The organism is Thalassotalea sp. G20_0, from assembly GCF_017744175.1.
Classification (GTDB): Bacteria; Pseudomonadota; Gammaproteobacteria; order Pseudomonadales; family Endozoicomonadaceae; genus Endozoicomonas.
The window spans coordinates 28,475-53,184 of record NZ_JAGHQV010000017.1 but is presented as its reverse complement, the minus strand read 5'-3'; the positions used below and the strand labels follow the sequence as shown (position 1 = coordinate 53,184).

The 24,710-nt window shown below is 50.3% G+C and carries 20 protein-coding genes; 15 read left to right on the top strand and 5 right to left on the bottom strand.

All coding sequences use genetic code 11. The features are described 5' to 3' along the window. Nucleotides 1-26: 26 nt before the first annotated feature. From J7438_RS12215 to J7438_RS12190, 6 genes are all read left to right on the top strand, one after another. On the top strand, nt 27-962 hold the full coding sequence (locus J7438_RS12215) for a D-alanine--D-alanine ligase (protein ID WP_209201192.1): 936 nt from the start codon (nt 27-29) through the stop codon (nt 960-962). Further along, a complete protein-coding gene (locus tag J7438_RS12210; protein ID WP_209276745.1) occupies nt 955-1,770 on the top strand; it encodes a cell division protein FtsQ/DivIB in 816 nt (271 codons plus the stop codon). Before J7438_RS12215 ends, J7438_RS12210 begins: the two co-directional genes overlap by 8 nt. A 53-nt stretch (nt 1,771-1,823) precedes the next feature. Beyond that, nucleotides 1,824-3,059 carry a cell division protein FtsA gene (gene ftsA, locus J7438_RS12205; RefSeq protein ID WP_209276744.1) on the top strand — a complete coding sequence of 412 codons (1,236 nt, stop codon included), beginning with the start codon at nt 1,824-1,826 and terminating at the stop codon, nt 3,057-3,059. Nucleotides 3,060-3,136: 77 nt separating this feature from the next. Further along, on the top strand, nt 3,137-4,324 hold the full coding sequence (gene ftsZ, locus J7438_RS12200; protein ID WP_209201194.1) for a cell division protein FtsZ: 1,188 nt from the start codon (nt 3,137-3,139) through the stop codon (nt 4,322-4,324). 102 nt (nt 4,325-4,426) lie between these two features. Further along, nucleotides 4,427-5,341, top strand: a complete 915-nt coding sequence (gene lpxC / locus J7438_RS12195; protein WP_209276743.1) for a UDP-3-O-acyl-N-acetylglucosamine deacetylase — start codon at nt 4,427-4,429, stop codon at nt 5,339-5,341. Between the two features lie 379 nt (nt 5,342-5,720). Continuing rightward, nucleotides 5,721-6,656 (top strand): M23 family metallopeptidase, encoded by a 936-nt coding sequence (locus J7438_RS12190; protein ID WP_209276742.1) that lies wholly within the window; start codon nt 5,721-5,723, stop codon nt 6,654-6,656. A gap of 39 nt (nt 6,657-6,695) precedes the next feature. On the opposite strand, the gene metX is transcribed toward J7438_RS12190, so the two are convergent. Continuing rightward, nucleotides 6,696-7,778: a homoserine O-acetyltransferase MetX gene (gene metX / locus J7438_RS12185; RefSeq protein ID WP_209276741.1), complete on the bottom strand. Its 1,083-nt coding sequence runs from the start codon at nt 7,776-7,778 to the stop codon at nt 6,696-6,698. A gap of 7 nt (nt 7,779-7,785) precedes the next feature. Then, nucleotides 7,786-8,829, bottom strand: coding sequence for a cysteine synthase A (gene cysK / locus J7438_RS12180; protein WP_353620128.1), 1,044 nt, complete (start codon nt 8,827-8,829; stop codon nt 7,786-7,788). 230 nt (nt 8,830-9,059) lie between these two features. Between cysK and secA the strand changes: the two genes are divergently transcribed. The 4 genes from secA to J7438_RS12160 all read left to right on the top strand — a co-directional run bounded on the left by secA (nt 9,060) and on the right by J7438_RS12160 (nt 15,791). Beyond that, complete coding sequence (gene secA / locus J7438_RS12175; RefSeq protein WP_209276740.1) at nt 9,060-11,795, top strand: preprotein translocase subunit SecA; 2,736 nt, start codon at nt 9,060-9,062, stop codon at nt 11,793-11,795. 133 nt (nt 11,796-11,928) lie between these two features. Continuing rightward, complete coding sequence (gene argJ / locus J7438_RS12170) at nt 11,929-13,146, top strand: bifunctional glutamate N-acetyltransferase/amino-acid acetyltransferase ArgJ (protein ID WP_209276739.1); 1,218 nt, start codon at nt 11,929-11,931, stop codon at nt 13,144-13,146. 45 nt (nt 13,147-13,191) lie between these two features. Beyond that, nucleotides 13,192-14,157, top strand: coding sequence for a Nudix family hydrolase (locus tag J7438_RS12165; RefSeq protein ID WP_209276738.1), 966 nt, complete (start codon nt 13,192-13,194; stop codon nt 14,155-14,157). Nucleotides 14,158-14,360: 203 nt separating this feature from the next. After that, a complete protein-coding gene (locus tag J7438_RS12160; protein ID WP_209276737.1) occupies nt 14,361-15,791 on the top strand; it encodes a hypothetical protein in 1,431 nt (476 codons plus the stop codon). A gap of 147 nt (nt 15,792-15,938) precedes the next feature. Here J7438_RS12160 and yacG read toward each other — a convergent pair whose 3' ends face one another. Then, nucleotides 15,939-16,139 (bottom strand): DNA gyrase inhibitor YacG, encoded by a 201-nt coding sequence (yacG, locus tag J7438_RS12155; protein ID WP_209201202.1) that lies wholly within the window; start codon nt 16,137-16,139, stop codon nt 15,939-15,941. 77 nt (nt 16,140-16,216) lie between these two features. Then, nucleotides 16,217-17,149 carry an outer membrane protein assembly factor BamD gene (locus tag J7438_RS12150; protein WP_209201203.1) on the bottom strand — a complete coding sequence of 311 codons (933 nt, stop codon included), beginning with the start codon at nt 17,147-17,149 and terminating at the stop codon, nt 16,217-16,219. Between the two features lie 249 nt (nt 17,150-17,398). On the opposite strand from J7438_RS12150, the gene rluD reads away from it, so the two are divergent. Both rluD and pgeF read left to right on the top strand, forming a co-directional pair. After that, nucleotides 17,399-18,382 (top strand): 23S rRNA pseudouridine(1911/1915/1917) synthase RluD, encoded by a 984-nt coding sequence (gene rluD / locus J7438_RS12145; protein ID WP_209276736.1) that lies wholly within the window; start codon nt 17,399-17,401, stop codon nt 18,380-18,382. Between the two features lie 17 nt (nt 18,383-18,399). Then, a complete protein-coding gene (gene pgeF, locus J7438_RS12140) occupies nt 18,400-19,152 on the top strand; it encodes a peptidoglycan editing factor PgeF (protein ID WP_209276735.1) in 753 nt (250 codons plus the stop codon). 72 nt (nt 19,153-19,224) lie between these two features. On the opposite strand, the gene J7438_RS12135 is transcribed toward pgeF, so the two are convergent. Further along, a complete protein-coding gene (locus J7438_RS12135) occupies nt 19,225-19,701 on the bottom strand; it encodes a hypothetical protein (RefSeq protein ID WP_209276734.1) in 477 nt (158 codons plus the stop codon). A 225-nt stretch (nt 19,702-19,926) separates the two neighbouring features. Between J7438_RS12135 and clpB the strand changes: the two genes are divergently transcribed. From clpB to J7438_RS12120, 3 genes are all read left to right on the top strand, one after another. Beyond that, a complete protein-coding gene (gene clpB / locus J7438_RS12130; protein ID WP_209276733.1) occupies nt 19,927-22,509 on the top strand; it encodes an ATP-dependent chaperone ClpB in 2,583 nt (860 codons plus the stop codon). Nucleotides 22,510-22,652: 143 nt separating this feature from the next. Further along, entirely contained in the window at nt 22,653-23,456 is an 804-nt protein-coding gene (locus J7438_RS12125) for a Cof-type HAD-IIB family hydrolase (RefSeq protein WP_209201206.1), read from the top strand. Between the two features lie 171 nt (nt 23,457-23,627). Continuing rightward, nucleotides 23,628-24,704, top strand: coding sequence for a hypothetical protein (locus tag J7438_RS12120; RefSeq protein WP_209276732.1), 1,077 nt, complete (start codon nt 23,628-23,630; stop codon nt 24,702-24,704). Nucleotides 24,705-24,710 lie beyond the last annotated feature (6 nt).

Genomic DNA, 24,710 nt, shown 5'->3' with positions numbered 1-24,710 from the left:
AATTGAATAGTAAAGGAAAACAGTGCATGAAGTACGACCGGAGTTGTGATCACTTCGATCCAAAAGCTTTTGGCAAGGTTGCTGTACTTTTCGGTGGAAACTCCGCAGAAAGGGAAGTGAGCCTGACCAGTGGTGAGCGTATTTATGCCGCGTTGCATCGACAGGGTGTGACATGCCAACTGATTGATACCTGTGAGAATGTTGTTGAGCAGCTTCAGCAATATGCGCCTGATTATGCCTTTATTGCCTTGCATGGCGGTGGGGGAGAAGATGGAACGATACAGGGGTTGCTGGAAACCATGGGTATTCCCTATCCCGGCAGTGGTGTCATGGCATCGGCCCTGGCGATGGATAAATACCGCTGCAAGCTGCTCTGGCAATCCATTGGGCTGCCAACACCGGAATTTGCCCTGGTCATGGGAGTTGACAATCTTGGCCATGCCGAGTCGCTGTTGCCCGCCTTTGTCAAACCAAGCATGGAGGGCTCCAGTGTTGGTGTGGCACGGGTTGATCGACGGGAAGACCTTGAGGCTGCCTGCGAGCGCGCAGCGGAGCACAAGGGTGCTGTTCTGGTGGAGTCGTTTATCGATGGGCCTGAGTTCACGGTGGGTATTCTTAATGGTCAGCCACTGCCTGTTATCAGGATTGAGGCAGAGGGTGAGTTTTATGATTACCAGGCCAAGTATCTGTCGGATAATACCCGCTACTCCATTCCCTGTGGCCTGACTTCCATTAAGGAGCAGGAACTGCAGGCGGTTGCCCTGACGGCATTTGAAACCCTTGGGTGTTCAGGCTGGGGGCGTGTTGACTTTATGCAGGATCAGCAGGGTCGATTCTGGTTGCTTGAGGTCAATACTATTCCGGGGATGACAGATCATAGTCTGCTACCTATGGCTGCAGCGGATGCCGGGTTATCTTTCGATGAACTGGTGATTGAAATATTGAAAACAGCGGATGTCTGATCGAGCAGGTTTGTCTGTTTCAGCCGGTTGGTCCGGGGAAGTACGGGGTGCATCCCGAAGGGACAGTCAACAGGGTGGTGGCAGAGGGAAAAAAACACTGCCGTGGAAAAGAGTGCTTCAGGTTCTGGTGTCTCTTGTTCTGTTGGCAGGTTTGCTGGGCTCAATGCCATGGTTGGTGAATTGGTTGAATCAGCCGATAGCACGGGTGGAAGTGCATGCAGGCTTTGAGTATTTATCCAGGGAGCAGGTAGAGGGTGTTTTGCAGCCTAATTTACAGGACCGTTTTTTTGCCCTGGATTTGCGGGAGATGCAGCAGGTTCTGATGGCAATGCCCTGGGTTAAGACTGCCTCGGTTCGACGACAGTGGCCTGACAGTGTCCAGGTGAGCCTGACCGAACAGCAGCCCGTGGCGAGATGGGGCAGCAGCGCCCTGATCAGCAATGAAGGTGAGGTGTTTGCACCAGAGGATATTGCCGGTTTTTCCGCCATGCCGGTTCTGGGTGGCCCGGAAGAGATGGCGGTTGAGGTGATGCAGCAATATCTGGCCATCAGCCAGTTGCTCAGGCCTATGGGGCTCAGGCTGACCATGCTGAAGCGTAGCAATAGTGGATCATGGCGATTTACCATAGGACATGTTGAGGTCAATATTGGTCGTGACCGAAGGATGGAAAGACTGCAGCGTTTTGTCCGGCTTTATCATGCCAGGCTGGAGCCTCGCTGGGATCAGGTAAAGCGGGTAGATTTGCGATATTTGAACGGTGCTTCGGTTGCCTGGAGTGAGACGCTGGTGAAAACGGGGTCAAAATAAGTCAGCCAGGCTCAGATTTATGATCGTTAGAGAAGTTTGGGAAGATTGATGCCATGACAGCGGCAGATAATGGAAGATTGATCGTTGGGTTGGATATAGGCACCTCGAAAGTCGTGGCTATTGTCGGAGAGCTCAACGCTGAGGGTGACATTGAAGTCATCGGCATCGGCTCGCATATTTCCCGCGGGCTTAAGCGTGGCGTTGTGGTTAATATTGACTCTACGGTCCATGCCATTAAGAGAGCCGTTGAAGAAGCTGAGCTAATGGCCGGGTGTCAGATACACTCGGTCTATGCCGGTATTGCCGGCAATCACATCAAGAGTCTTAACTCCCACGGTATCGTTGCGATACGTGAGCGTGAAGTGAATGGTGCCGATATTGACCGGGTGATTGATGCCGCCCAGGCGGTGGCGATCCCGGCGGATCAGCGGATTCTGCATATTCTTCCACAGGAGTATGCCATTGATAACCAGGAGGGGATCAAGGAGCCTCACGGGATGTCCGGTGTCCGGCTGGAAGCCAAGGTTCATCTGGTGACCTGTGCTGTTAATGCGGCCCAGAATATTGAGAACTGCATCCGTCGCTGTGGTCTGGAAGTGGACGATATTATTCTTGAGCAGCTTGCTTCAAGTTATTCGGTGCTTTCAGAAGATGAGAAAGAGCTGGGCGTCTGTATGGTGGATGTCGGCGGTGGCACGACAGATATTGCCATCTTTACCGATGGTGCCATTCGGCATACGGCAGTGATTCCCATTGCCGGTGATCAGGTGACCAATGACATTGCCATGGCCTTGCGGACACCGACGCAAAATGCCGAAGACATAAAGATTAAATATGCCTGTGCCCTGGCGCAGCTGGCTGGAGCCGATGAAACCATTAAAGTTCCCAGTGTCGGTGAGCGACCCTCCAGGGAACTTTCACGGCAGGCTCTGGCAGAGGTAGTAGAACCTCGTTATGACGAGCTGTTTACGTTAATTAATGCAGAGATCAGGCGCAGTGGTTTCGAAGACCTGATCCCGGCAGGCATCGTTCTGACCGGTGGTACTTCCAAGATTGAGGGAGCTATTGAGCTGGCAGAAGAGATTTTCCACATGCCGGTCAGGCTGGGTGTACCGCAGTTAGTGAAAGGGCTGAGTGACGTGGTCAGTAATCCCATTTATTCAACGGGTGTCGGGCTGTTGCACTATGGCCAGAAAATGCAGAAAGACGGTTTGAAAAAGTCGATCGCCAGCAAACCTCAGGATGCTGGGCTGATGGATAAGATGAAGCGCTGGTTTCAGAACTTTTAAGTGTGTGGCCGCGCAGATTTTCAGTAACGGTATTGGTAAGTATTTGTTAGATTAAGGGTGATAAAAAGGAGATGACCATGTTTGAATTGGTGGATAACGTACCGCAGGAAGCGGTCATAAAAGTTATCGGTGTCGGTGGTGGTGGTGGTAATGCAGTCTGCCACATGCTGAAGAGTCAGCTCGAAGGTGTTGAGTTTGTCTGTGCAAACACCGACGCCCAGGCGCTGAAAAAGCAGCATTTGCAGGCCCATACTCACCTGCAGCTGGGTGCCTCGATCACGCGAGGGCTTGGTGCAGGCGCGAACCCGAATGTTGGTCGCGAGGCGGCGATGGAAGACCGGGAGCGTATCGCCGAGCTCCTCAAAGGTGCGGATATGGTCTTTATTGCCGCTGGTATGGGCGGTGGTACGGGGACCGGCGCAGCTCCGGTGGTTGCCGAGATAGCCCGGGAGCTTGGCGCACTGACCGTCGCCGTGGTCACGAAGCCATTCGGTTTTGAAGGCAAGCGCAGAATGGCGGTTGCCGAAGAAGGTCTTAAAGAGCTTCAGGAGCATGTGGACTCGCTGATTACCATTCCCAATGAAAAGTTATTACCAGTGCTTGGCAGTGATGTCAGTCTGCTCAATGCCTTTGGTGCTGCCAATGATGTTCTGCTGGGTGCGGTGCAGGGTATTTCTGAACTGATTACCCGTGATGGTCTCATCAACGTTGACTTTGCCGATGTTCGCACAGTGATGTCAGAAATGGGTATGGCGATGATGGGTACCGGAGTTGCCACGGGTAGCGGCCGTGCAGCAGAAGCCGCCGAGAAAGCCATCCGCAGTCCGCTGCTGGAAGATGTGGATCTGCAGGGAGCCAAAGGTGTTCTGGTTAACATCACTGCCGGCCTTGATTTTACCGTTGGTGAGTACAACCAGGTAGGCGATGTTGTAAGTCAGTTTGCGTCTAACGATGCAACCGTCGTTATCGGTACTGTTATTGACTCGGAGTTGGCGGACGAGCTGCGGGTGACTGTTGTGGCAACCGGTATTGGTGCTGGCGGCGTTGCCAGGGAACAGTTGAAGGTGGTTGAAAAAGCACCGCCAAAAAACAAAGACGGCACACCTGACTATGGCAGGCTGGACATTTCCCCTCTGTTGCGTGACAAAAAGAAGGAGGAAGAGGAAGTGGGTCCGCGGGAAGAAGGTAAACGGGCAGCGGTGGCTACCGGAGATAGTGTCGATTACCTCGATATACCGGCATTTCTAAGGCGTCAGGCGGATTAATCAGGGCGTATAAATGCGAACTTGTCTCAATTGTTACTTTTGTTACAATGTGACGTTGCATCCAAATAACAGGGACCTTACAGGTCGCGGAACAGCGTTATCATGATCAGACAGCGTACACTGAAAAATATTATTCGTGCTACGGGCGTGGGCCTTCACTCCGGTGAAAAGGTTTACCTTACTCTTAAGCCTGCTCCCGTAGATACCGGCATCATTTTCTGTCGTACAGACCTTGACCCGGTCGTTGAAATTCCGGCACATGCCCTGAATGTCGGGCAGACGACACTGTGCACGTCTTTGCATAAAGACGGCACCCGAATTGACACTGTTGAACACCTTCTCTCCGCCCTGGCCGGGCTGGGTATTGATAACGCCTACGTAGAGGTCAGTGCCCACGAAGTTCCTATTATGGACGGCAGCGCTGGTCCATTCGTTTTCCTGCTCCAGTCCGCAGGTATCCAGGAGCAGAATGCGCCCAAGAAGTTCATTCGCATCAAAGAAGATGTGACGGTGACTGATGGGGATAAAACGGCAACATTCAAACCATACGACGGTTTCAAAGTAAGTTTCACCATTGATTTTGATCATCCTGTTTTCAAAAGCCGCTCTCAGACAGCGTCGATTGACTTCTCCAGTACCTCTTTTGTGAAGGAAGTCAGCAGGGCCCGTACTTTCGGTTTTATGCGTGATGTCGAGTACCTGCGTTCCCAGAATCTGGCCCTTGGCGGCAGCGTGGATAATGTGGTTGTTGTCGATGAGTACCGAATTCTCAATGAAGATGGCCTCCGTTATCACGATGAGTTTGTCAAACATAAGATGCTGGACGCGATCGGCGACCTTTATTTGCTGGGGCATAGTTTGATCGGTCAGTTTATTGGTCATAAATCTGGCCATGAACTTAACAATAAACTGGTTAGAACGTTGCTTGCCAATGAGAAATTATGGGAGATAGTGACTTTCGAAGAGGCTGAGGTTTCTCCGATCTCCTATCAGAAGCCCGTCGCTGTAACGGCTTGATGAGTGCTTTTTGAGTTAATGCTGATCTGTTACGTGTTTTTTTGCGAGGCTGGAAAATTTTAGTCTTGAATCAGGCCACAATGATAGTGGCCTTTTTTTTAAGAGGCTGTCAGTAAAAAGTCTTTATCCCAAACTGGTTTCTGATAAGTGCATGTTATTCAATAGTACTGTTTTTTTTGATCTTGAACTGTCGTTGATCGCATTAAAAAATACCGTTTTACAACGATAACATCAGTATCAGGTGGCTCTTTAAGGCAGGGTGGGATGTAGACGAGCGTAACTGTAGAAGTGAGGAAATCCGTCCTCTGGTTCTGTATTTTGCATGCTCCTGAAATACAATAGTGGAGATATGCTGCGGGTTTGGCATTAAGGGCTGCTGATGAAAATTATTGTTGTTAACCAGGATCATTCTCGAACCCGAACTTATTCCGGAAGTGGAAAACGGGTAGGGGTTCTGTTTTGCTGTGCTTTTTTGCTCTCCATGGCCGTTGGTGGTGGCGCAATGTATGCCTGGTTGACTAATAACCAGGAGCACATGTTAACCAGTGAAGGCGTAAAAAACTGGAAACAGGTTCTGGATACACAGCAACAGGATCTTGGTCTGGTTCGTCAGCAGGCACAAAACCAGCTGGATGCCCTGATGCTCAGGCTGTCTGAACTTCAAGGGCGGATGACCCGACTTGATGCCCTTGGCGAACGCCTTACCAGCAAGGCAAAGCTGGATGATGGTGAGTTTGACTTCGGTGAAGCGCCTGCACTGGGTGGCCCTCAGGAGTTTGCTGAAGCGGAAGCAGCCTACAGCAAGGTGAGTCTGATTGAGGCTATTGATCAATTGGCAGATCAGATTGATAACCGCGAGGAACAGCTGGACCTTCTGGATAATCTTATTTCCAGCAGAACCCTTCACGACGATGCATTTCTGGCAGGTTTGCCCGTCAGAAAAGGCTGGCTCTCTTCCCGTTATGGTCGCCGTACAGATCCGTTTACCGGTAAGGGGGCCTGGCATAACGGTGTGGATTTTGCCGGTAAGCGCGGCTCAGACATTATTTCGGTGGCGGCAGGTGTTGTCGTCTGGTCAGGCAATCGCTCAGGCTTTGGGCTTCTGGTGGAGGTCAATCATGGCAATGGCTATCTGACACGCTATGCCCACAATGATGAAAGTCTGGTCAAGGTCGGTGATATTGTCACCAGAGGGCAGGCTATTGCCAAAATGGGCAGTTCCGGGCGGTCAACCGGACCACATGTCCATTTTGAGGTTTTGAAAAATGGTAAGCCTCAGGACCCTTCGAGATATATCTACAGAGCAAGTAAGTAGGATTTAAGGCTGATTTTTTCTTCCTCAGGGCGGGTTTTTTCAGTCGAGAAATACTCGTAGGTAGTGATCGAAGGCTTCGGTTTCTACCAGGAAGGCATCATGGCCATATTGGGAGGGGTGGTTGATATAGTAACAGTCCACCCGTCCCTTCAGCAGACCCTGGTACAGCTCTTGCTGTTGTTGCGGAGTGAACAGAATATCACTCTCTACCGAAATCACTGTGGTTTTAGCGGTAATTCTGCCGAAAGTGGCTGCGAGCGATTCGTATGGCTGCGTCACATCATATCGGTCCATTGCGGCGGTTAGCACCAAATAGCAATTGGCATCAAAGCTGCGGCAAAACAGATCGGCGTTATAGTCCATATAACTGTTGATTTCTTCATCACGCATACCGATGTTGTCGAAACTATTAAAGCGTCGGTTCCATTCGGTAGCGTTACGATAAGTATAAAGCCCCAGCTTTCGTGCCAATCGAAATCCGTTCAGCCGGGCATCCGGTTCATAATTGCCATCTTTAAAAGCAGGATCCAGTCGAATCGATTCCTGCTGGATACGACGGTTGGCGATATTGGCCGGATATGCCTTGTAAGACGAACTGGTCAACAGTAACCTTTGCACCGAATCGGGATAAGCAATTGCCCAGGTCAGTGAAACCATAGCGCCCATTGAGTTACCAATCATGGCATACAGGCTCTCAATACCGAGGTGATCCAGCAATAACTTCTGGCTGTGTACCATGTCTTCCATCACCACCTCCGGAAATTCCCCTGCCCAGGCCTTGCCGGTCTCCTTGTTAATGGTCACCGGACTGGTTGAACCAAAACAACTGCCCAAATTGTTGATGCAAATAACATGATACCTGTCGGTATCAACCGCTTTGCCCGGTCCCACCATTGCCTGCCACCAACCCTTTTTCGGATTGGCTTCAGTGGCAGCTACATGGGGTCCGACACTCAAGGCATGATGAATCAGAACAACATTATCCCTTTGCTTATTCAAATGGCCGAACGTTTCGTAACACAACTGCCAGTGTTCCAATACCCGGCCATTGGCAAGGGTGAACGGCTTCGTACTTGTAAACAGTCTGGAGCCGTCTTCGAGGAGCTGTATCGAATAACTCAAGACAGTATTACTTTAAGGTTTCCAGTACTTCGTCGTCTGAGCCTTCGGCTATATCATCAAACAGGAAAGTAGACATGTAACGTTCGCCGGTATCCGGCAACATGGCCAGAATGGTAGAGCCTTCAGGAGCAGTTTCAGCCACTTCAAGTGCAGTCGCAACCGTTGCACCGGCAGAGATGCCACAGAAGATGCCTTCTTTGCGGGCCAGTTCAAGCGCGGTATCACGGGCAACCACATCATCAACCGGCAATACTTCATCAATGACGTCACGGTTAAGGACCGAGGCGATAAAATCCGGCGTCCAACCCTGAATCTTGTGCGGTGCCCATTCTTTGCCACTGAGCAATGCCGCACCGGCAGGTTCGGTGCAGATGATTTTGATGTTTGGACGGGCAGCCTTAAGTACTTCACCGACACCGGTGATGGTACCGCCAGTGCCGTAACCACTGACAAAATAATCCAGCCGCTTGCCGGCAAAATCCTGCAAAATCTCAGGGGCGGTAGTGTTCCGGTGATATTCAGGATTGGCTTCGTTTTCAAACTGTCGAGCCAGGAACCAGCCGTTTTTCTCGGACAACTCTTTGGCAACCCGCACCATGCCGGTACCACGCTCGGCAGCAGGCGTCAGTACAACTTTGGCACCCAGGGCACGCATGATTTTGCGTCGCTCAACAGAGAATGTTTCGGTCATAACCGCCACAAAAGGATGGTTCAATGCCGCACACACCATGGCCATGGCGATACCTGTATTACCGGAGGTCGCTTCAACGACGGTTTGGCCTTCTTCAAGTTCACCTTTTTGCCGGGCGTCGTTGATGATGGCAAATGCCAATCGGTCTTTGACGGAAGCCATAGGGTTAAAGTACTCGGCCTTCACGTAGAAGTTGACGTGTGCCGGTGCCAGGCGATTGATTTTAACGATGGGAGTCTGGCCGATTGTTTCTAAAATTGAATTGTAAATCATAAGGGTATGTCTCTTGCTGTCTTTCGCCACCCTGATTGATATTTTTCTGAACTCTGTTGCCAAAGGGTTGGTCAGATTTTCAGGCACACCAGTATGCCGTCAGTTCAATACCAGTGCAAAAATCTAAACCAGCCTGAAAGCATTGAATATTTTTTACCGACTCAGCTTAATTGACAGCACAGAAATACAGCTAATATAGGTGAGACTTTGCCGTGATTGTCATAGAATGTTGGACTATTGTGCGCTTGTCTGCTCCGGCCCGGATTTGTTGGTAGGAGGACAGCTCCGGAAACAGAGTGTGAGACTGTTAACAACTTATGTTTGCTTCGTTAATTAAGAAAGTTATTGGTAGCCGGAATGACCGCCAGCTGAAACGGATGGGCAAGATTGTCAAATCAATCAATGCCCTGGAAGAAAGCCTGGCGGCTTTGAGCGACGATGAGCTGAAGGCTAAAACCGGAGAGTTTCGCGAGCGCTTCAACAAAGGCGAAACCCTTGACGACCTGTTGCCTGAGGCGTTTGCGGTGGTTCGTGAGTCGGGCAAGCGGGTGATGGGCATGCGTCATTTTGATGTCCAGCTTATTGGTGGCATGACCCTCCATGAAGGGCGCATTGCCGAGATGCGCACCGGTGAAGGTAAGACACTGGTGGCCACCCTGCCTGCTTATTTGAATGCGATTCCCGGTCAGGGCGTTCATGTGGTTACCGTAAATGATTACCTGGCCCGTCGTGATGCGAACTGGATGCGCCCGCTCTATGAGTTTCTGGGGATGAGCGTGGGCATTGTTGTTCCGCAGCAGGATCCGGAAGAGAAGCGTCAGGCGTACCAGGCGGATATCACTTACGGAACCAACAACGAGTTTGGTTTTGACTACCTTCGTGACAACATGGCCTTCCGGAAGGAAGATCGCTTCCAGCGTGATCTCTTCTTTTCTATTGTCGATGAGGTTGACTCGATTCTGATTGATGAGGCCAGAACACCGCTGATCATTTCCGGTCCGGCTGAAGACTCCTCTGAACTTTATAAAAAGATGAATCAGCTGGTTCCCAGGCTGCAAAGACAGGAGCCCATTCCTGAAGATCAGGATCCCAATACCGTTGAACTTACCGGTCATTACTCAGTAGATGAGAAGACCCGCCAGGTTGAGTTGAATGAACTGGGCCATCAGTTTATTGAAGAGTTGTTGCAACAGGAAGGTTTGTTGCCGGAAGGGGAAAGCCTTTACGCCTCCAACAACCTGAACCTGCTGCACCATGCGAACTCAGCCCTGAAGGCTCATGTGCTGTTTAACCGCAATGTGGAATATATTGTTCAGAATAATGAAGTTCTGCTGGTGGATGAGCATACCGGTCGTACCATGCCGGGCCGTCGTCTCTCGGAAGGTCTCCATCAGGCGATTGAAGCGAAAGAGGGGCTGCGTATTCAGGCGGAGAGCCAGACTCTGGCTTCCACAACGTTCCAGAATTATTTCCGGAATTATGACAAGCTGTCCGGCATGACCGGTACTGCCGATACCGAAGCGTTCGAGTTCCGTCAGATTTATGGCCTGGACGTCATTGTTATTCCTACCCACAAGGAGATGGTTCGTCAGGATGGCAATGATCTCGTCTATCTGACGATCGCGGAAAAATACGACGCCATTATTGAAGATATCAAGGAAACGGTGAAAGCCGAGCGTCCGGTTCTGGTGGGTACGGCGTCTATCGACTCTTCTGAACATCTGTCCAAAGCCCTTGATAAAGCCGGTATTGCTCACCAGGTACTGAATGCCAAATTCCATGAGAAAGAGGCGGATATCATTGCCCAGGCTGGTCGACCCGGTGCGGTCACCATTGCCACCAATATGGCGGGTCGTGGTACCGATATCATGCTGGGCGGTAACTGGAAGGCAGAAGTTGCCGAGCTGGATAACCCGGCCCAGGAGCAAATTGATCAGATTAAAGCGGATTGGCAGAAACGCCACATGGCGGTGCTTGAAGCCGGTGGTCTGCATATTATCGGTACCGAGCGTCACGAGTCACGACGTATTGATAACCAGTTAAGAGGTCGTTCCGGTCGTCAGGGCGACCCGGGTTCCTCCCGTTTTTATCTGTCTCTGGAAGACAGCCTGATGCGGATTTTCGCTTCTGAGCGGGTCAAGAACTTTATGAAAGCCCTGGGCATGGAAAAAGGTGAAGCCATTGAACACCGCATGGTGACCAATGCCATCGAAAAAGCCCAGCGTAAAGTGGAAGGTCGTAACTTTGATATTCGTAAGCAGCTGCTGGAATATGATGATGTTGCCAACGACCAGCGTAAGGTCATTTATCATCAACGGGATGAACTGCTCAGTGCGGAGGATGTTTCTTCCAGTATTGAAGCACTCCGTGAAGACGTGGTCAGTGGCCTGATCAGTCAGCACATTCCACCCCAGAGCCTGGAAGAGCAGTGGGATGTGAAAGGTCTGGAGGAGAAACTGGCCAGCGAGCTCAATGAGCGTATGCCGGTTCAGCAGTGGCTGGATGAAGATGATCGTCTGGATGAAGAAGCACTTCGCGAGCGTATTCTCCAGGGTGTGATTGATTCCTACCGCAAGAAGGAAGAATTGGCCGGTGCAGAAGTTCTGCGCAACTTTGAAAAGCATATTCTGCTGCGGATTCTGGATGACAAGTGGAAAGAGCATCTGGCCACCATGGACCACCTGAGACAGGGTATTCATCTCCGTGGCTATGCCCAGAAGAACCCCAAGCAGGAATACAAGCGTGAGGCGTTTGAGCTATTCCAGCAGATGCTTGAGGATATCAAGTACGACACGATTCGTATTATCTCCCATGTACAGGTGCAGGAAGATGATCGAACCGCTGAGATGGAACGTCAGCGTCGTGAGGAAATGGCCCGGAGAATGCAGTTTGAGCATGCCAGGGCCCAGGGTGTAGAAGCAGAAGCAACCGAAGCACCCGAAGAGGAAGCGCACCAGCCATTTGTCCGGGAAGGGCGTAAAGTGGGGCGGAACGATCCGTGTCCATGTGGTTCCGGTAAGAAGTTCAAACAGTGCCACGGTAAAATTGCCTGATCAGGGCAGGTAACTTAAACTGCGGGTCAGCCTTAACAGGCTGACCCGTTTTTGTTTGTGCATCAGCATCTGCTCAAGGCGTAACAACAAAATCAGTCAAGAATAAGCAACGATATCACCAATGGAGTCAATCATGGCAACGGGTTCTGGGGAATGGGCTGCAGTGAAACCGGTCAGGGGCTTTCGCCTGGGAACGGCTATGGCGGGTATCAGAAAACCCGGCCGCCGGGATCTTGTGGTTATGAACTGGGATAAGGGCAGCTCCGTGGCCGGGGTTTTTACCCTTAACCGCTTCTGTGCGGCCCCGGTTCATTTAAGCCGGGAGCGCTTAACCGATGATCCCCGTTACTTTCTGATTAACACCGGCAATGCCAATGCAGGCACCGGTGAGCAGGGAATGGCAGCAGCCAGGCAGACGTCATCCGAGCTGGCGACGTTGTCCGGCGTTAATGAGTGTCAGGTCCTGCCGTTTTCAACCGGCGTGATTGGTGAGCAGCTTCCGGTCAATACGCTCTGTGCAGCGCTACCAGCGGCGCTGTCTGATTTGCAAGAAGATAACTGGTTGCATGCAGCGGAAGGCATCATGACCACCGATACGCGACCTAAAGGCAGCAGCCGTCAATTTCAGCATGAGGGAACCACCTATACGGTCTCCGGAATCAGTAAGGGTGCCGGAATGATCAAGCCCAATATGGGCACCATGCTGGCTTATATCGCAACGGATGCGGCGGTTGAACAAACGTTTTTGCAAAACCTGCTGCTGGACATTACCAACCAATCCTTTAACCGGATCACCATTGATGGTGATACATCGACCAATGACAGCTTTATAGTTGTTGCCACAGGGGCGGCTGGTAATGATGCAATCACTTCCCGGGATTCCGGGTTGGCCAAAAAGTTAGCGGCGAGCCTTCGCGAGGTGGCTGTTGAGCTTGCCCAGGCGATTGTCAGGGATGGCGAGGGAGCCACTAAATTTGTCACCGTAAAAGTGGCAGAGGCTGCCTCTCATCAGGACGCCCTGGAAGTGGCTTATACCGTCGCCCATTCACCACTGGTTAAAACGGCCCTGTTTGCCAGTGACCCAAACTGGGGGCGAATTCTGGCAGCGGTTGGCCGGGCCGATATTCCGAAGCTTGAGATTGATCGTGTATCCATCTGGCTGGGGGATACTGCCATTGTTGACTGTGGCCAGCCCGCAGAGGGTTATACCGAAGAAGCCGGCCAGAAAGTGATGGATCAGGAGGACATCCTGATCAGGATTTCCCTGGGCGCAGGCCATTGCACCGAAGAGATCTGGACGAGCGATTTATCCCATGAGTATGTAAAGATCAACGCCGAGTATCGCACCTGAACCCATTGCCTCAATAATTATTGACAAGCTGGTAACGAAAAAGTCATGGTCGAAAAAAGCAAGGTTGACAGTAGAAACGTGGTTCATGTGGCGGTTGCTGTGATTCTTGGGGACGATGGTCGGGTTTTGCTGGCCAAACGTCCTGAAGATAAACACATGGGCGGTTTATGGGAGTTTCCCGGCGGTAAAGTGGAGTCCGGGGAAGATATCAGGGTCGCCCTGAGCCGGGAACTCCGTGAAGAGCTGGATATTGGCGTTGCCACTTTTTCACCATTAATCAAAATTCGCCATGACTACCCTGATAAGTCCGTATTGCTGGATACCTGGGTGGTCAGTGGTATTCAGGGTGAGCCGAAAGGCAATGAGGGTCAGTTGATTCAGTGGGTTGAGAAGGATTGTCTTAATGACTATGAGTTTCCTGAAGCCAATAAGGTGATTCTCCGGGCGCTGCAACTCCCCGACCTTTATATGATTACCGGGCATTTTGCGGAAAAAGAAGCGCTCTTCAACAGCGTTTTGGCAGCGCTGGATAACGGTATTCAACTGATTCAATTTCGGGCTAATTGGCTTGAGGGGGGTGACTATCTGCGGCTGGCACGGGAACTGTCGAGTTTCGTTCAGGCCGCTGGTGGGACGCTGATCATCAAAGGGGATTTCTCCCTTTTGTCAGAGTCATGGTGCCATGGGCTGCATTTGACCTCCCGTCAGCTGGGTTTGCCGTTTAAACCTGAAAAGCGCCATAGCGGCCAGCTTTTGGCCGCCTCATGTCACGATAAGGCGCAGATCAAAGCGGCCGAGGCAATGGCGGTGGACTTTATTACCCTGTCACCGGTCAAGGCAACCACTTCCCATCCTGAGGCCAGCCCTCTGGGGTTGGAGCGGGCTAAGATGCTGACTGGCATGGCAAAAGTACCTGTGTTCTGGCTTGGGGGGATGAATCCAGAAGATACGGAGCTTGCCCGGCAGCTGGGTGCCAGGGGAATTGCTGCCATTCAGGCTTTCCGGGACTGATTTTCTCTGGCTTCGGAACGCCTGCTCAGAGCTATAGGGTCTATCAATTATTGGCCAGTTTCGCTTTAATTATTATTTTTAAATAAATAGAAGTTATTTAATTCCTAAAAAGTATAATTGACTATTGAACCAACTCATAATTTTCCTCTCTAAAACACCAGTATCACTTAAAAAATCACAAACAACCAATAGAGGAAGTTATTATGCCTAGTTCAATCGGTGCACCTGCACCTCAAGTAATCGTTGTGGAACCCCACAAAAGAGATTGGACCATTGTGAGATGGTGCCACAAAGTTGCCGATAGTGTTTCCAGAAAATTTGACGAAGGAAGCACATTCGGTAAATGGCTTGGACGTGCAGTTGCAGCAGTCTTTGTGCCTTTTGGAATCTTGCCTTCCCTGGTTGGTGATGCCATCCACGGTATTAGAGGTAAAGACCTTTCTGACAGGCGTGTTGAAACCACACAGGCAGTTGAAAAGAAAATTCCGACCATGGAGGAATTTGCAGCCCTGAAAGCGGAAAAAGAAGCCCTGAAAGCGGAAAAAGAAGCCCTGAAAACGGATAAAGAAGCACTGCTTAAGAGAGTTTCTGCTGCAGAAGCGGATGCCAAGCAAGCAAAGCTTGAAAATGAGGACCTTAATATTCGTGCTGAAAGTCAAGCTGATGCTCTGCTTCGTAATGCTGAAGAAGAAAAGAAAAAGCTCTTGGAGAACGCACAGAATAAATTCCTTACAGAGCGCAAATCCAAAGTTCGTTGTATCCGCAAGCAGCATGAGGAACTTGAGGAACTTAAAGCCAAGGGCATGGAATTAAAACGGCAGGCAGATAAATTGGACGCTCAGGAAAAGAGACTTGCAGCACTGAATGTGGATGTGGAAAACCTCAAGGCTGTTGCTATTCATCATAAGAATAAAGCTGAAACTTTCAAGAAAATCGCAGTTGATAATTTAACAGCAGCTTTCGCCGCATCAAGAAACTCTTTTTCTTTGACAGAAGAGTTGAAAAAGGCACAGGAAGCAAACGATTCTTTGGCAAAAGAGTTGAAAAAGGAAGATGAAGCAACCCGTTTTATGGCAGAAGAGATGTTAAAGGAACAGGAAAAAACCTGGCAAGAGAAATTTCTGAATAAGCTTTTTGAAGGTTTCAGTGTTAAGATAGACTTGGAAGATTTGGAGCCTAATGAAAATTTGGTACGTAGAGAAGATTTGAATTATATAAATAAAACTGTAAAGCTTGAAAAGAACGAGGATGGTAAGGAACCAATCTTTAAGCTTTCAGTTCAAGTGCCAGGGGCTGTTAAGAGAGTTGTTAGTCTCAATTTAAGTCAGTTGAACATTTTGTTGGAACGCCTTGAACAATTTGATGCTGAAAGGAAGGATTTAGGAATAGGTCTTAGAAGGGTCTTTGAAGATCTGAAGCCTGAAGAATTTAACAGCTTTTTTGATGATAATGATGGGGAATTGTTGTTTGATTGTTTCGTGACGCCGTCTTATCATCCAGGACAATCTCCTGAGAGTTTCTTTTCTTCGGCGGATTACAATGGCCCTGTAAAACAAACTGAAGCAGAGGTTTCAGATGATAAGCAAGGTTCGGAATCTGTGAAGACTAATACTAATGGTGAAGAAGTGGAATAAATCTTCGGGACTCACCTGATCTCAAGCCATCGTTTGCCCGTGGCATCAAGGCTTGAATAGTAGTGCCATAAACCGGGGGTATCCCCGGTTTTTTTTTGATTGGCTTTCATGTCGTCTTGAGCGTCAACAGCCCCTGAACATAGTTGCTTAATGTCGGGTGGGTATGTCATCAAGCTCTTGGGACATAAGGTCATCAAAGGCCGGATCACCCGGAATGGTATGTTCTTCTTTTGCCCAGGCACCAAAGTCAATCAGCTTACAGCGTTCTGAGCAAAAGGGACGGAACTTGCTATCGGGAACCCACTTCACGGCTTTTCCGCACTGTGGGCATTTAACGGTTTTGGTCATGATGCTAGCCAGATAGACTTGTAAAAGGTATAAGTAGCCAGAAATATTCGATTCCATATGGCCAGCTACTTATCACCTCAATTCACCACAGGTGGCTGTGGTGGAGGTGCGTCCTGAATTTTGGGTTTGGAGCTGCCAATCAAGCCGAAGGTCAGCGTGCTCCAGATGGATGGATCCACATCTTCAAACACCTTGTAACCTACAAAATTGCCATTCTTGTCCAGTGCCGGGTGGTTCGGGTAGTTCAACCTCAACACCTCCAGGGCCTCACCGGCGGGTTCTGGCAGTTCCAGATGTTGATAGCCTTCGACCATAATGGCCAGGGCTTCGGGAACGGCGGGTGTCTGTTGCATATTTTCAACAACATAGCGCCCACGGTTGACCGCAGCGACATAGGCCTTACGTTTCAGATAATAGTTAGCGGCATGAATTTCATACTCGGCCAGCCGGTTACGGAGGGCAACCATGCGCTGGCGGGCATCCGGCACGTATTTACTCTCGGGGTAACGGCTCAGCAATTCAGAAAACTCGTTAAAAGATACCCGGGCCTGGCCAGGGTCGCGGCGAGTCAGATCCATTGGCAGGTATCGCTCCAGCAGGCCCATGGATGCAGTGTTAGACGCCAGCCCTTTGATGTAATAGGCATAGTCTGCATCCGGGTGTTGCGGGTGCAGGCGGATAAAGCGGTCAGCGGCAGCCCTGGAGGCTTCCGGCTCGGCATTTTTGAAATAGGCGTAAATGATATCCAGTTGTGCCTGTTCGGCAAATGCACCAAAAGGATAGCGGGACTCCAGGGTTCTCAGAGATTTAATGGCTTCGGAATAGCGACCATCCTCAAGCGCCTTGCTGGACAGTTGGTAAAGCTCGGGCTCAGACAGGGCTTCCGGAAGTTGCTCTTTATTTTCGGTGGATGCACAGCCCGCCAGAAGGATAGCGGCAAACACCATCAAAATGGATCTGGTGACAAACGGGGGCAGTACCCGGGGAAATTTTGCAGTCAAGATGGTCATGGTGTTGATTGGTTTCCGTACTTATCCCGTGCTCTTTACACATCATTTTCTGTTGCTTTCGACAACCACTCAGGCTTCAGAGTCTTCTTGTGATAAACTCTTCACACCGATAAATAGACTTACTAAACCTGCATTTAAACATAGTCTGCCGGAAAACGAAAAGACAAGATTTTACGGCGTTCCAGTTATAGCCATGTGCGGTTTGAGTTGTCGGTACTGAAAGTAGATTTATGAACTGAGTGTTGCTGAATGGGCGAAGTTATTAAACATCTTATCAAAGAGAGCATCAAAGAGAGTGTCACGGTGCCTGATGATCAGGGTGGTCGTCGATTTGATCAGATAGCGGCGGCCTGTTTTCCGGAGTTTTCCAGGGCCCGGCTTCAGGAGTGGATTCGTGAGGGCTTTCTGATGGTGGATGGCGATGCCCGAAAACCAAAAGAGAAGCTCTATGGCGGGGAACAGTTATCTCTGTCCGTTGAGGTTCAGCCTGAAGGGCAATGGGCGGCGGAAAATATCCCGTTGGACGTTGTTTATCAGGATAACCATATCATTGTGATCAATAAGCCAGCAGGTCTGGTGGTGCATCCCGCTGCGGGAAACTATACCGGGACGTTGCTCAATGCCCTGTTGTATCACTATCCGGATAATGCAGCGTTGCCCCGGGCTGGCATTGTGCACCGGCTGGATAAGGATACCACCGGCCTGATGGTGGTTGCCCGTTCCCTGGCAGTGCACACCGACCTTGTTGCGCAGCTGCAGGATCGTACGGTTCATCGTGAATATGAGGCGGTTGTGCGCGGGGTAATGACGGGAGGGGGTGTGGTTGATGCGCCGATCGGCCGACACCCGAAAAACCGCATGAAGATGGCCGTTGTGCGGGGTGGCAAACCGTCTGTTACCCATTACCGGGTAGTGAAACGTTATAAAGCGCACACCCATATCCGACTCAACCTGCAAACGGGCAGAACTCATCAGATCCGTGTGCATATGAGTCACCAGCACTTCCCCCTGGTGGGTGATGACCTTTACGGTGGGGGGCTTAAGTTGCCCAGGTCATGTCCGGCTGCGTTGGAAGCCGTTCTGAGAGCATTCAGACGACAGGCCCTTCATGCCCGTCAGCTTGGCCTGATACATCCGGCCACGGGAGAGTATATGGAATGGGAGGTGCCGCTGACCGCTGATTTCCAGATGTTATTGGACAGCCTGGCTGCCAATGAGCCGCTCTCAGATTGACACAGAGGAGAATGTGAGTGAGCAGTGAGCGCTTCCTGTGGGCCGACTGGCCTGCGCCGGAGGGTGTTAAAGCGTTAGTGACTACCCGAAAGGGTGGGCTGAGTGACGCTGGTTTTTCCAGCTTCAACCTCGGGCTCTACTCCGGTGATGACCAGGACACGGTTCGGGCAAACCGGCAGCTACTTGAGCGGGATCTTGGTCTGACAACAGCCCCGCTGTGGTTAACACAGGTGCATGGTGTTGCAGTTGCCGATGCCAATGCTGATCAACAGGAAACGGAAGCAGACGCTTCAGTTTCCCGCCAGCCGGGAGCAGTCTGTGCTGTGTTAACGGCAGACTGTTTACCGGTTCTGTTCTGTAATCTGGAAGGAACGGTGGTCGCGGCAGCTCATGCTGGCTGGAAAGGGTTAGTGGCCGGGGTTCTTGAAGCGACGGTTCAATCCATGGAAGTGCCACCGGAAACCGTTATGGCTTGGCTGGGACCTGCCATCGGTCAGCATAATTTTGAGGTTGGGCCGGAAGTCAGAGAGCAGTTCCTGGCGGAAGATGCTGGCTGCTCTGAAGCCTTTATTCCCGGCCGTGGTGATCGCTGGTTTGCCGATCTTTATTTGCTGGCGCGCAGGCGGCTGAACAGGCTCGGCATTAACCGGGTGTACGGTGGTGAGTTCTGTAGTTATGACCAGTCTGATCTTTTCTATTCTTACCGTCGCGATGGAAAAGGGTCGGGAAGGATGGCCTCCCTGATCTGGAGAGTGCCATCTCTAGCCTGATACAGACCTCCCCGGAGCGTTTTGCCTTCCCGCTTGAATGCTTCCTGCTTCTGTTTCGGGGAGGGGGAAGGTTCATTCAGGAATGGGGGGGAGTGTTTTGGTATAGGTGCAGTTAGCAGTCCAATGGTGGCCATGGGGTTTAGCAGTCCAATGGTGGCCATGGGGTTCTGATGCCTGTTGTTTATCGGTGTCAGGTTTGATCAGACAACGGTTCTCTTCCGGGTAACAGTTATCTGCTGGCTTAGATGCCGGTTGGAAAGTGCTCATACGGGGCGTCTCTGATGCTGGTACTACTTTGCGCACAGCCAGTTCGATCCATTGGCTTTCTGAGGATACTTGCGCTGTGGATGTTTTTCTTACGAAGTCTCCGGCCAGGCTATCGAAACTTTGTAAATGCCGGGTTGGGGAACTTATTGTTGCTATTTGTTCGTGTTTAAACTGGTTAATGGTGTTTGGCGGTTTTTTTGGGTAGGCATCTGTCGGAGTCGAAACATTTTGAGAGTTTTGCCGGGTGAAATTGAACCGGCTGATTCCAGCTAAACAGTTCATTCAGTTTATCCTCATAATGGCGGACTCAAAAAAAGCAGACTGGCAATAGGGGGGATTGGTTCCTGTTGATGCAATAAAAAGACGTTTTCGCAGTTACGATTTACTGTTCATCCTTGAAATGCCACACACCAGCACTATATAGATACCTAACCATATGAAATCGTCTGTTTCTGGCTATTTAGAAGTAAAAACCGGAAGTGAGATCATGAGTAGGAGAAGGTCATTATGAGAATGGATCGGCTGACCAGCAAGCTCCAGTCAGCTCTGTCTGATGCACAGTCTCTGGCCATCGGCAAAGATAACAGTCAGATTGAGCCCGTCCACCTTTTGCTTGCGCTTATCGACCAGAAGGGAGGTTCGGTCAAGCCTCTGCTGATGCAGGTCGGCTTTGATGTGAACACCCTTCGTGGTGAGCTGACCGACATGCTGGAACAGCTGGCCAGGGTGTCATCGCCGACCGGTGATATTCAGATGTCCCAGGCTCTCTATCGAATGTTGAACCTTGCGGACAAAAAAGCACAACAGGCCAGTGACCAGTTTATTTCCAGTGAAGCCATGCTGCTGGTCATCATGGAAGACAGTGGTCCGCTGGGAAAATTACTGAGCAGCCAGGGAGTCAGCAAGAAAGCGCTGGAAAACGCCATTAAAAATATTCGCGGCGGTGCGTCGATTGACGACCCGAATGCGGAAGATTCCCGAAACTCCCTGAGCAAATACACCATTGATCTGACCGAACGCGCAGAAGAGGGTAAGCTGGACCCGGTCATTGGCCGGGATGATGAAATCCGGCGGACGATCCAGGTTCTGCAACGAAGAACCAAAAACAATCCGGTGATTATTGGTGAGCCGGGCGTCGGTAAAACCGCCATTGTTGAAGGTCTGGCCCAGCGTATCGTCAATGGTGAAGTGCCTGAAGGTTTGAAAGGGAAAAGACTGCTATCGCTGGATATGGGTGCATTGATCGCTGGTGCCAAGTTCCGGGGTGAGTTTGAAGAACGGCTGAAGTCGGTGCTGAATGACCTGGCCAAACAGGAAGGACAGATCATCCTGTTTATTGATGAAATACATACCATGGTGGGTGCCGGTAAAGCGGATGGTGCCATGGACGCCGGGAACATGCTGAAACCTGCACTGGCCAGGGGCGAGTTGCATTGTGTCGGTGCCACGACCCTCGATGAGTACAGACAATATATTGAGAAAGACGCAGCCCTTGAAAGGCGTTTCCAGAAGGTGCTGGTGGATGAACCCACGGAAGAGGATGCCATCGCCATTCTCCGTGGTCTGAAGGAACGCTATGAGGCGCATCACGGGGTTGATATCACTGATCCGGCCATTATTGCCGCGGTCAAACTGTCCCAGCGTTATATCACTGATCGACAACTGCCGGATAAGGCGATTGATCTGATTGATGAGTCCGCCAGCCGTATTCGGATGGAAATGGACTCCAAGCCGGAAGCCATGGATCGACTGGAACGTCGTCTGATTCAACTCAAAATAGAACAGGAAGCCCTGAAGAAAGAAGATGATGAAGCGTCCAGGGAGCGTCTGGCCAGGCTGAATGAGCAGGTTGGCGAACTGGAGCGCGAGTATTCCGACCTGGAAGATGTCTGGAAAGCAGAAAAAGCCCAGTTGCAGGGTGGGCAGAAGCTGCGTGAAGCAAAAGAAAAACTGTTGATTGAGCTGGAAGCCGCCAGACGGGCAGGGGATTTAACCAAAATGTCTGAAATTCAGTATGGCACCCTGCCGGAACTGGATAAACAGCTGGCTCAGGCGGATGCCCTGGAAACCGGCGAACATCAGCTGCTGAGAAACCGGGTAACGGAAGAAGAGATTGCCGAAGTGGTGTCCAAATGGACAGGCATTCCGGTTGCCAAGATGCTGGAGGGAGAGAAAGAGAAGTTGCTGCGTATGGAGGATGCGCTCCATAAACGGGTGGTCGGCCAGGATGAGGCAGTGGTTGCGGTTTCTAATGCGGTACGGCGCTCCCGTGCCGGGTTAGCGGATCCCAACCGCCCTAACGGCTCCTTTATGTTCCTTGGCCCAACCGGTGTTGGTAAGACTGAGCTGTGTAAGGCGCTGGCTGAATTTCTGTTTGATACGGAAGATGCCATCGTCCGTATCGACATGTCAGAGTTTATGGAGAAACACTCGGTTTCCCGCCTGTTAGGTGCGCCTCCGGGGTATGTAGGTTATGAGGAAGGTGGTTATCTGACCGAAGCCGTACGTCGTAAGCCGTATTCTCTGGTGTTGATGGATGAAGTTGAGAAGGCGCATCCGGATGTTTTTAATATTCTTCTGCAGGTATTGGAAGATGGTCGCCTGACCGATGGTCAGGGGAGAACGGTAGACTTTAAAAATACCGTTATTGTCATGACATCAAACCTGGGGTCTGACCTTATTCAGACATTCCAGAACAAAGAGACCGGTGAAACCGATTTTGAACAGCTGAAGAGTACCCTGATTGAAGTGGTAGGGACGCATTTCCGGCCAGAGTTTGTTAACCGGATTGATGAGGTAGTGGTATTCCATCCGTTGGGTGCCAGCCAGATCAAATCCATCGCCAGCATACAGTTGGCTAACCTGGATCGCAGGCTGGCGGATAATAATCTCCGGCTGGTGCTTTCTGATGAGGCAATGGATCAGCTGGCAGAAGTTGGTTTTGACCCGGTTTATGGTGCACGGCCGTTAAAGCGGGCTATTCAACGGAGTATAGAAAACCCGCTGGCTGAAGCTATTCTATCGGGTCGATATAAACCAGGTGATACCATTAAGGTGGCGGTGCAGGATGGGGAGCTGGCGTTTACCTGATTGAGAAAACTACGGATTGAACGATTTTCCACCAGGCTTTACGTTAGCAGGTATTTTTTTAAGGGAAGGGACTGCCTGCTTCCTCAGGATACTCTTCCTCTGTTTTGTAAAATCTGCAATAGGATTTGCATAGAGGTATTTATATGTATCCAGTGGTTGTATCCGATCTTGATGGAACTCTGCTCACCAAACAGCATGAACTTTCTCCCAGAACCCGTGACGTGATTCGGCACCTGAGTGAGAAAGGTATCAAATTTATTTTTGCTACTGGCCGCCACTTTCAGGATGTTGAAAGAATAAGATCACAGCTTGGCGTGGATATGTATCTGATCACCAGCAATGGTGCCAGAGTCCATAATCCGAAGGGCGAAATGATTGTTCAGCACGATATTAATCCCGAATTTGTGCAGCCATTATTGTCCCTGCGAAAACCCTTTGCAGATAAGGTTCATACCAGCGTTTATCAGGGAGACCAGTGGCGGGTTGAGGTTGAGCATAAGGACCTCCATGGGTTCAGCAAGGCGAGCGGCTTTACCTATCATTTGACTGATTTTGATGTGGTTGAAACCAGCGCCATCCAGAAGATCTTTTTTGTCGCACAATCCCACGCTGACTTATTGCCACTGTCTGACCGGGCCCGTGAACTTTACGGTGATCAGTTTTATATGACCTACTCTCTGCCGGAGTGTTTTGAAATTATGGCACCGGGCGTTTGCAAGGGGACAGCGCTGGAAGAGGTGCTGAAGTTGAAAGGCTATGGTCTGCAGGATGCCATCGCTTTTGGTGATGGTATGAATGACTTTGAGATGCTGTCCAGCGTCGGCAAAGGTGTGGTGATGGGTAACGCTGACCCATCGCTGCTAAACAGTCTGCCGGGGTTTGAGCGTATTGGTCATTGTGATGACCACGCGGTGGCTGAGTACCTGGCGAAGCTGTACAGCCTTTAACTTTTCCTGTTGGTGGTCCTGACGTATGGCTGCATTGGCATGGCCAGCAACGGTGGCCACCGTCTTCCTCGTCAGCCGTGCGCTGGCTTGCCAAAAGCTTTACATCATCATTGCTAATATCTATTGCATTTATTTATGTTGGGTTGACATAAACCCTGGGCGGTTCATGTTATGGAGGAACTTTTACAAGAAAGAACAGTCCTAGCTTTTGATTCAATTATTCAATTATTCAATTATTCAATTATTCAATTATTCAATTATTCAATGACTGATCCATATTTTAACTCACACTTTCTGTGTTTGGAGTTTCACAAAGCGTACGAGTCTGTAATGTCGAACAATGGATTGGTTTTGTATGGCTGGCCGCAGCAAAGAGGTTTAGCATTTGGACTACAGGTTGAACAAACTGAACCAGCCAGGTATTTAGATACTTTGGTTCCATGTGATGAAAGTTTCAATAATCCGGTCAGCGATGCTCATTTTAAAAAAGTGCCAGCCAGTGCTATTTATTCTCAAGAATCTGAACAAGGCGAACCGATAGACTTATCACATAGACCCGGAGCATACCGGCAAGCCGACCAAAATACTAAAATCCTTACCGCTCAATCTGAAATAACAGTTGATCGGGTTTGGAGCATGGGGGTGGAAGCGAACGCTCACTTATGTTCTATCAGTACTAGTCACACTCCACCTGCGTCAACTCTGAAAGACACTGCAGTAAATGAGTCGGATGTTAAAGCTTCTACTTCCGGCTCTGATGAATCTCTGACCATATCTCATGATAAGACGTACCATAAGGCTTATGCCCAGTCCGAAAAACGGGAGACCTCCCAGAAAGCTTACCGTGAGTCTGATAAAGGACGGGAGTGTAGGCAAATTCGCAAACGTTCCGAAAAACGGAAGGCTTCCCAGAAGGCTTATGCACAGTCCGAGAAAGGAAAGGCTGCCCGAAAGGCTTACGAACGGTCCGAAAAGCGGAAGGCTGGCCAGAAGATTAGCAATAAGACTTACAGTAAGTCCGAAAAAGGGAAGGCTGCCCAACGGGCTTATGAGCATACCGAGAAACGGAAGGCTTACCAGAGGGCATACCAGAAGGTTTACAAGAAGGCGTATTATCACGTTTTCAAAAATACCGGTGATAGAGTACGAGCAAGAATTGCTGCCAGGCAAGCGATTGCCTTTAAAAAAGAATCGGATAAAACAAAAAATAATGAGCTTTCATCGGCCTCTGTTTCTTGTCCGAGCTAGGAGGCT

Coding starts and splice junctions, on each gene's coding strand:
- J7438_RS12215 (WP_209201192.1), top strand. CDS start 27: ATGAAGTACGACCGGAGTTGTGATCACTTCGATCCAAAAGCTTTTGGC.
- J7438_RS12210 (WP_209276745.1), top strand. CDS start 955: ATGTCTGATCGAGCAGGTTTGTCTGTTTCAGCCGGTTGGTCCGGGGAA.
- ftsA (WP_209276744.1), top strand. CDS start 1,824: ATGACAGCGGCAGATAATGGAAGATTGATCGTTGGGTTGGATATAGGC.
- ftsZ (WP_209201194.1), top strand. CDS start 3,137: ATGTTTGAATTGGTGGATAACGTACCGCAGGAAGCGGTCATAAAAGTT.
- lpxC (WP_209276743.1), top strand. CDS start 4,427: ATGATCAGACAGCGTACACTGAAAAATATTATTCGTGCTACGGGCGTG.
- J7438_RS12190 (WP_209276742.1), top strand. CDS start 5,721: ATGAAAATTATTGTTGTTAACCAGGATCATTCTCGAACCCGAACTTAT.
- secA (WP_209276740.1), top strand. CDS start 9,060: ATGTTTGCTTCGTTAATTAAGAAAGTTATTGGTAGCCGGAATGACCGC.
- argJ (WP_209276739.1), top strand. CDS start 11,929: ATGGCAACGGGTTCTGGGGAATGGGCTGCAGTGAAACCGGTCAGGGGC.
- J7438_RS12165 (WP_209276738.1), top strand. CDS start 13,192: ATGGTCGAAAAAAGCAAGGTTGACAGTAGAAACGTGGTTCATGTGGCG.
- J7438_RS12160 (WP_209276737.1), top strand. CDS start 14,361: ATGCCTAGTTCAATCGGTGCACCTGCACCTCAAGTAATCGTTGTGGAA.
- yacG (WP_209201202.1), bottom strand. CDS start 16,139: ATGACCAAAACCGTTAAATGCCCACAGTGCGGAAAAGCCGTGAAGTGG.
- J7438_RS12150 (WP_209201203.1), bottom strand. CDS start 17,149: ATGACCATCTTGACTGCAAAATTTCCCCGGGTACTGCCCCCGTTTGTC.
- rluD (WP_209276736.1), top strand. CDS start 17,399: ATGGGCGAAGTTATTAAACATCTTATCAAAGAGAGCATCAAAGAGAGT.
- J7438_RS12135 (WP_209276734.1), bottom strand. CDS start 19,701: ATGAACTGTTTAGCTGGAATCAGCCGGTTCAATTTCACCCGGCAAAAC.
- clpB (WP_209276733.1), top strand. CDS start 19,927: ATGAGAATGGATCGGCTGACCAGCAAGCTCCAGTCAGCTCTGTCTGAT.
- J7438_RS12125 (WP_209201206.1), top strand. CDS start 22,653: ATGTATCCAGTGGTTGTATCCGATCTTGATGGAACTCTGCTCACCAAA.
- J7438_RS12120 (WP_209276732.1), top strand. CDS start 23,628: ATGGAGGAACTTTTACAAGAAAGAACAGTCCTAGCTTTTGATTCAATT.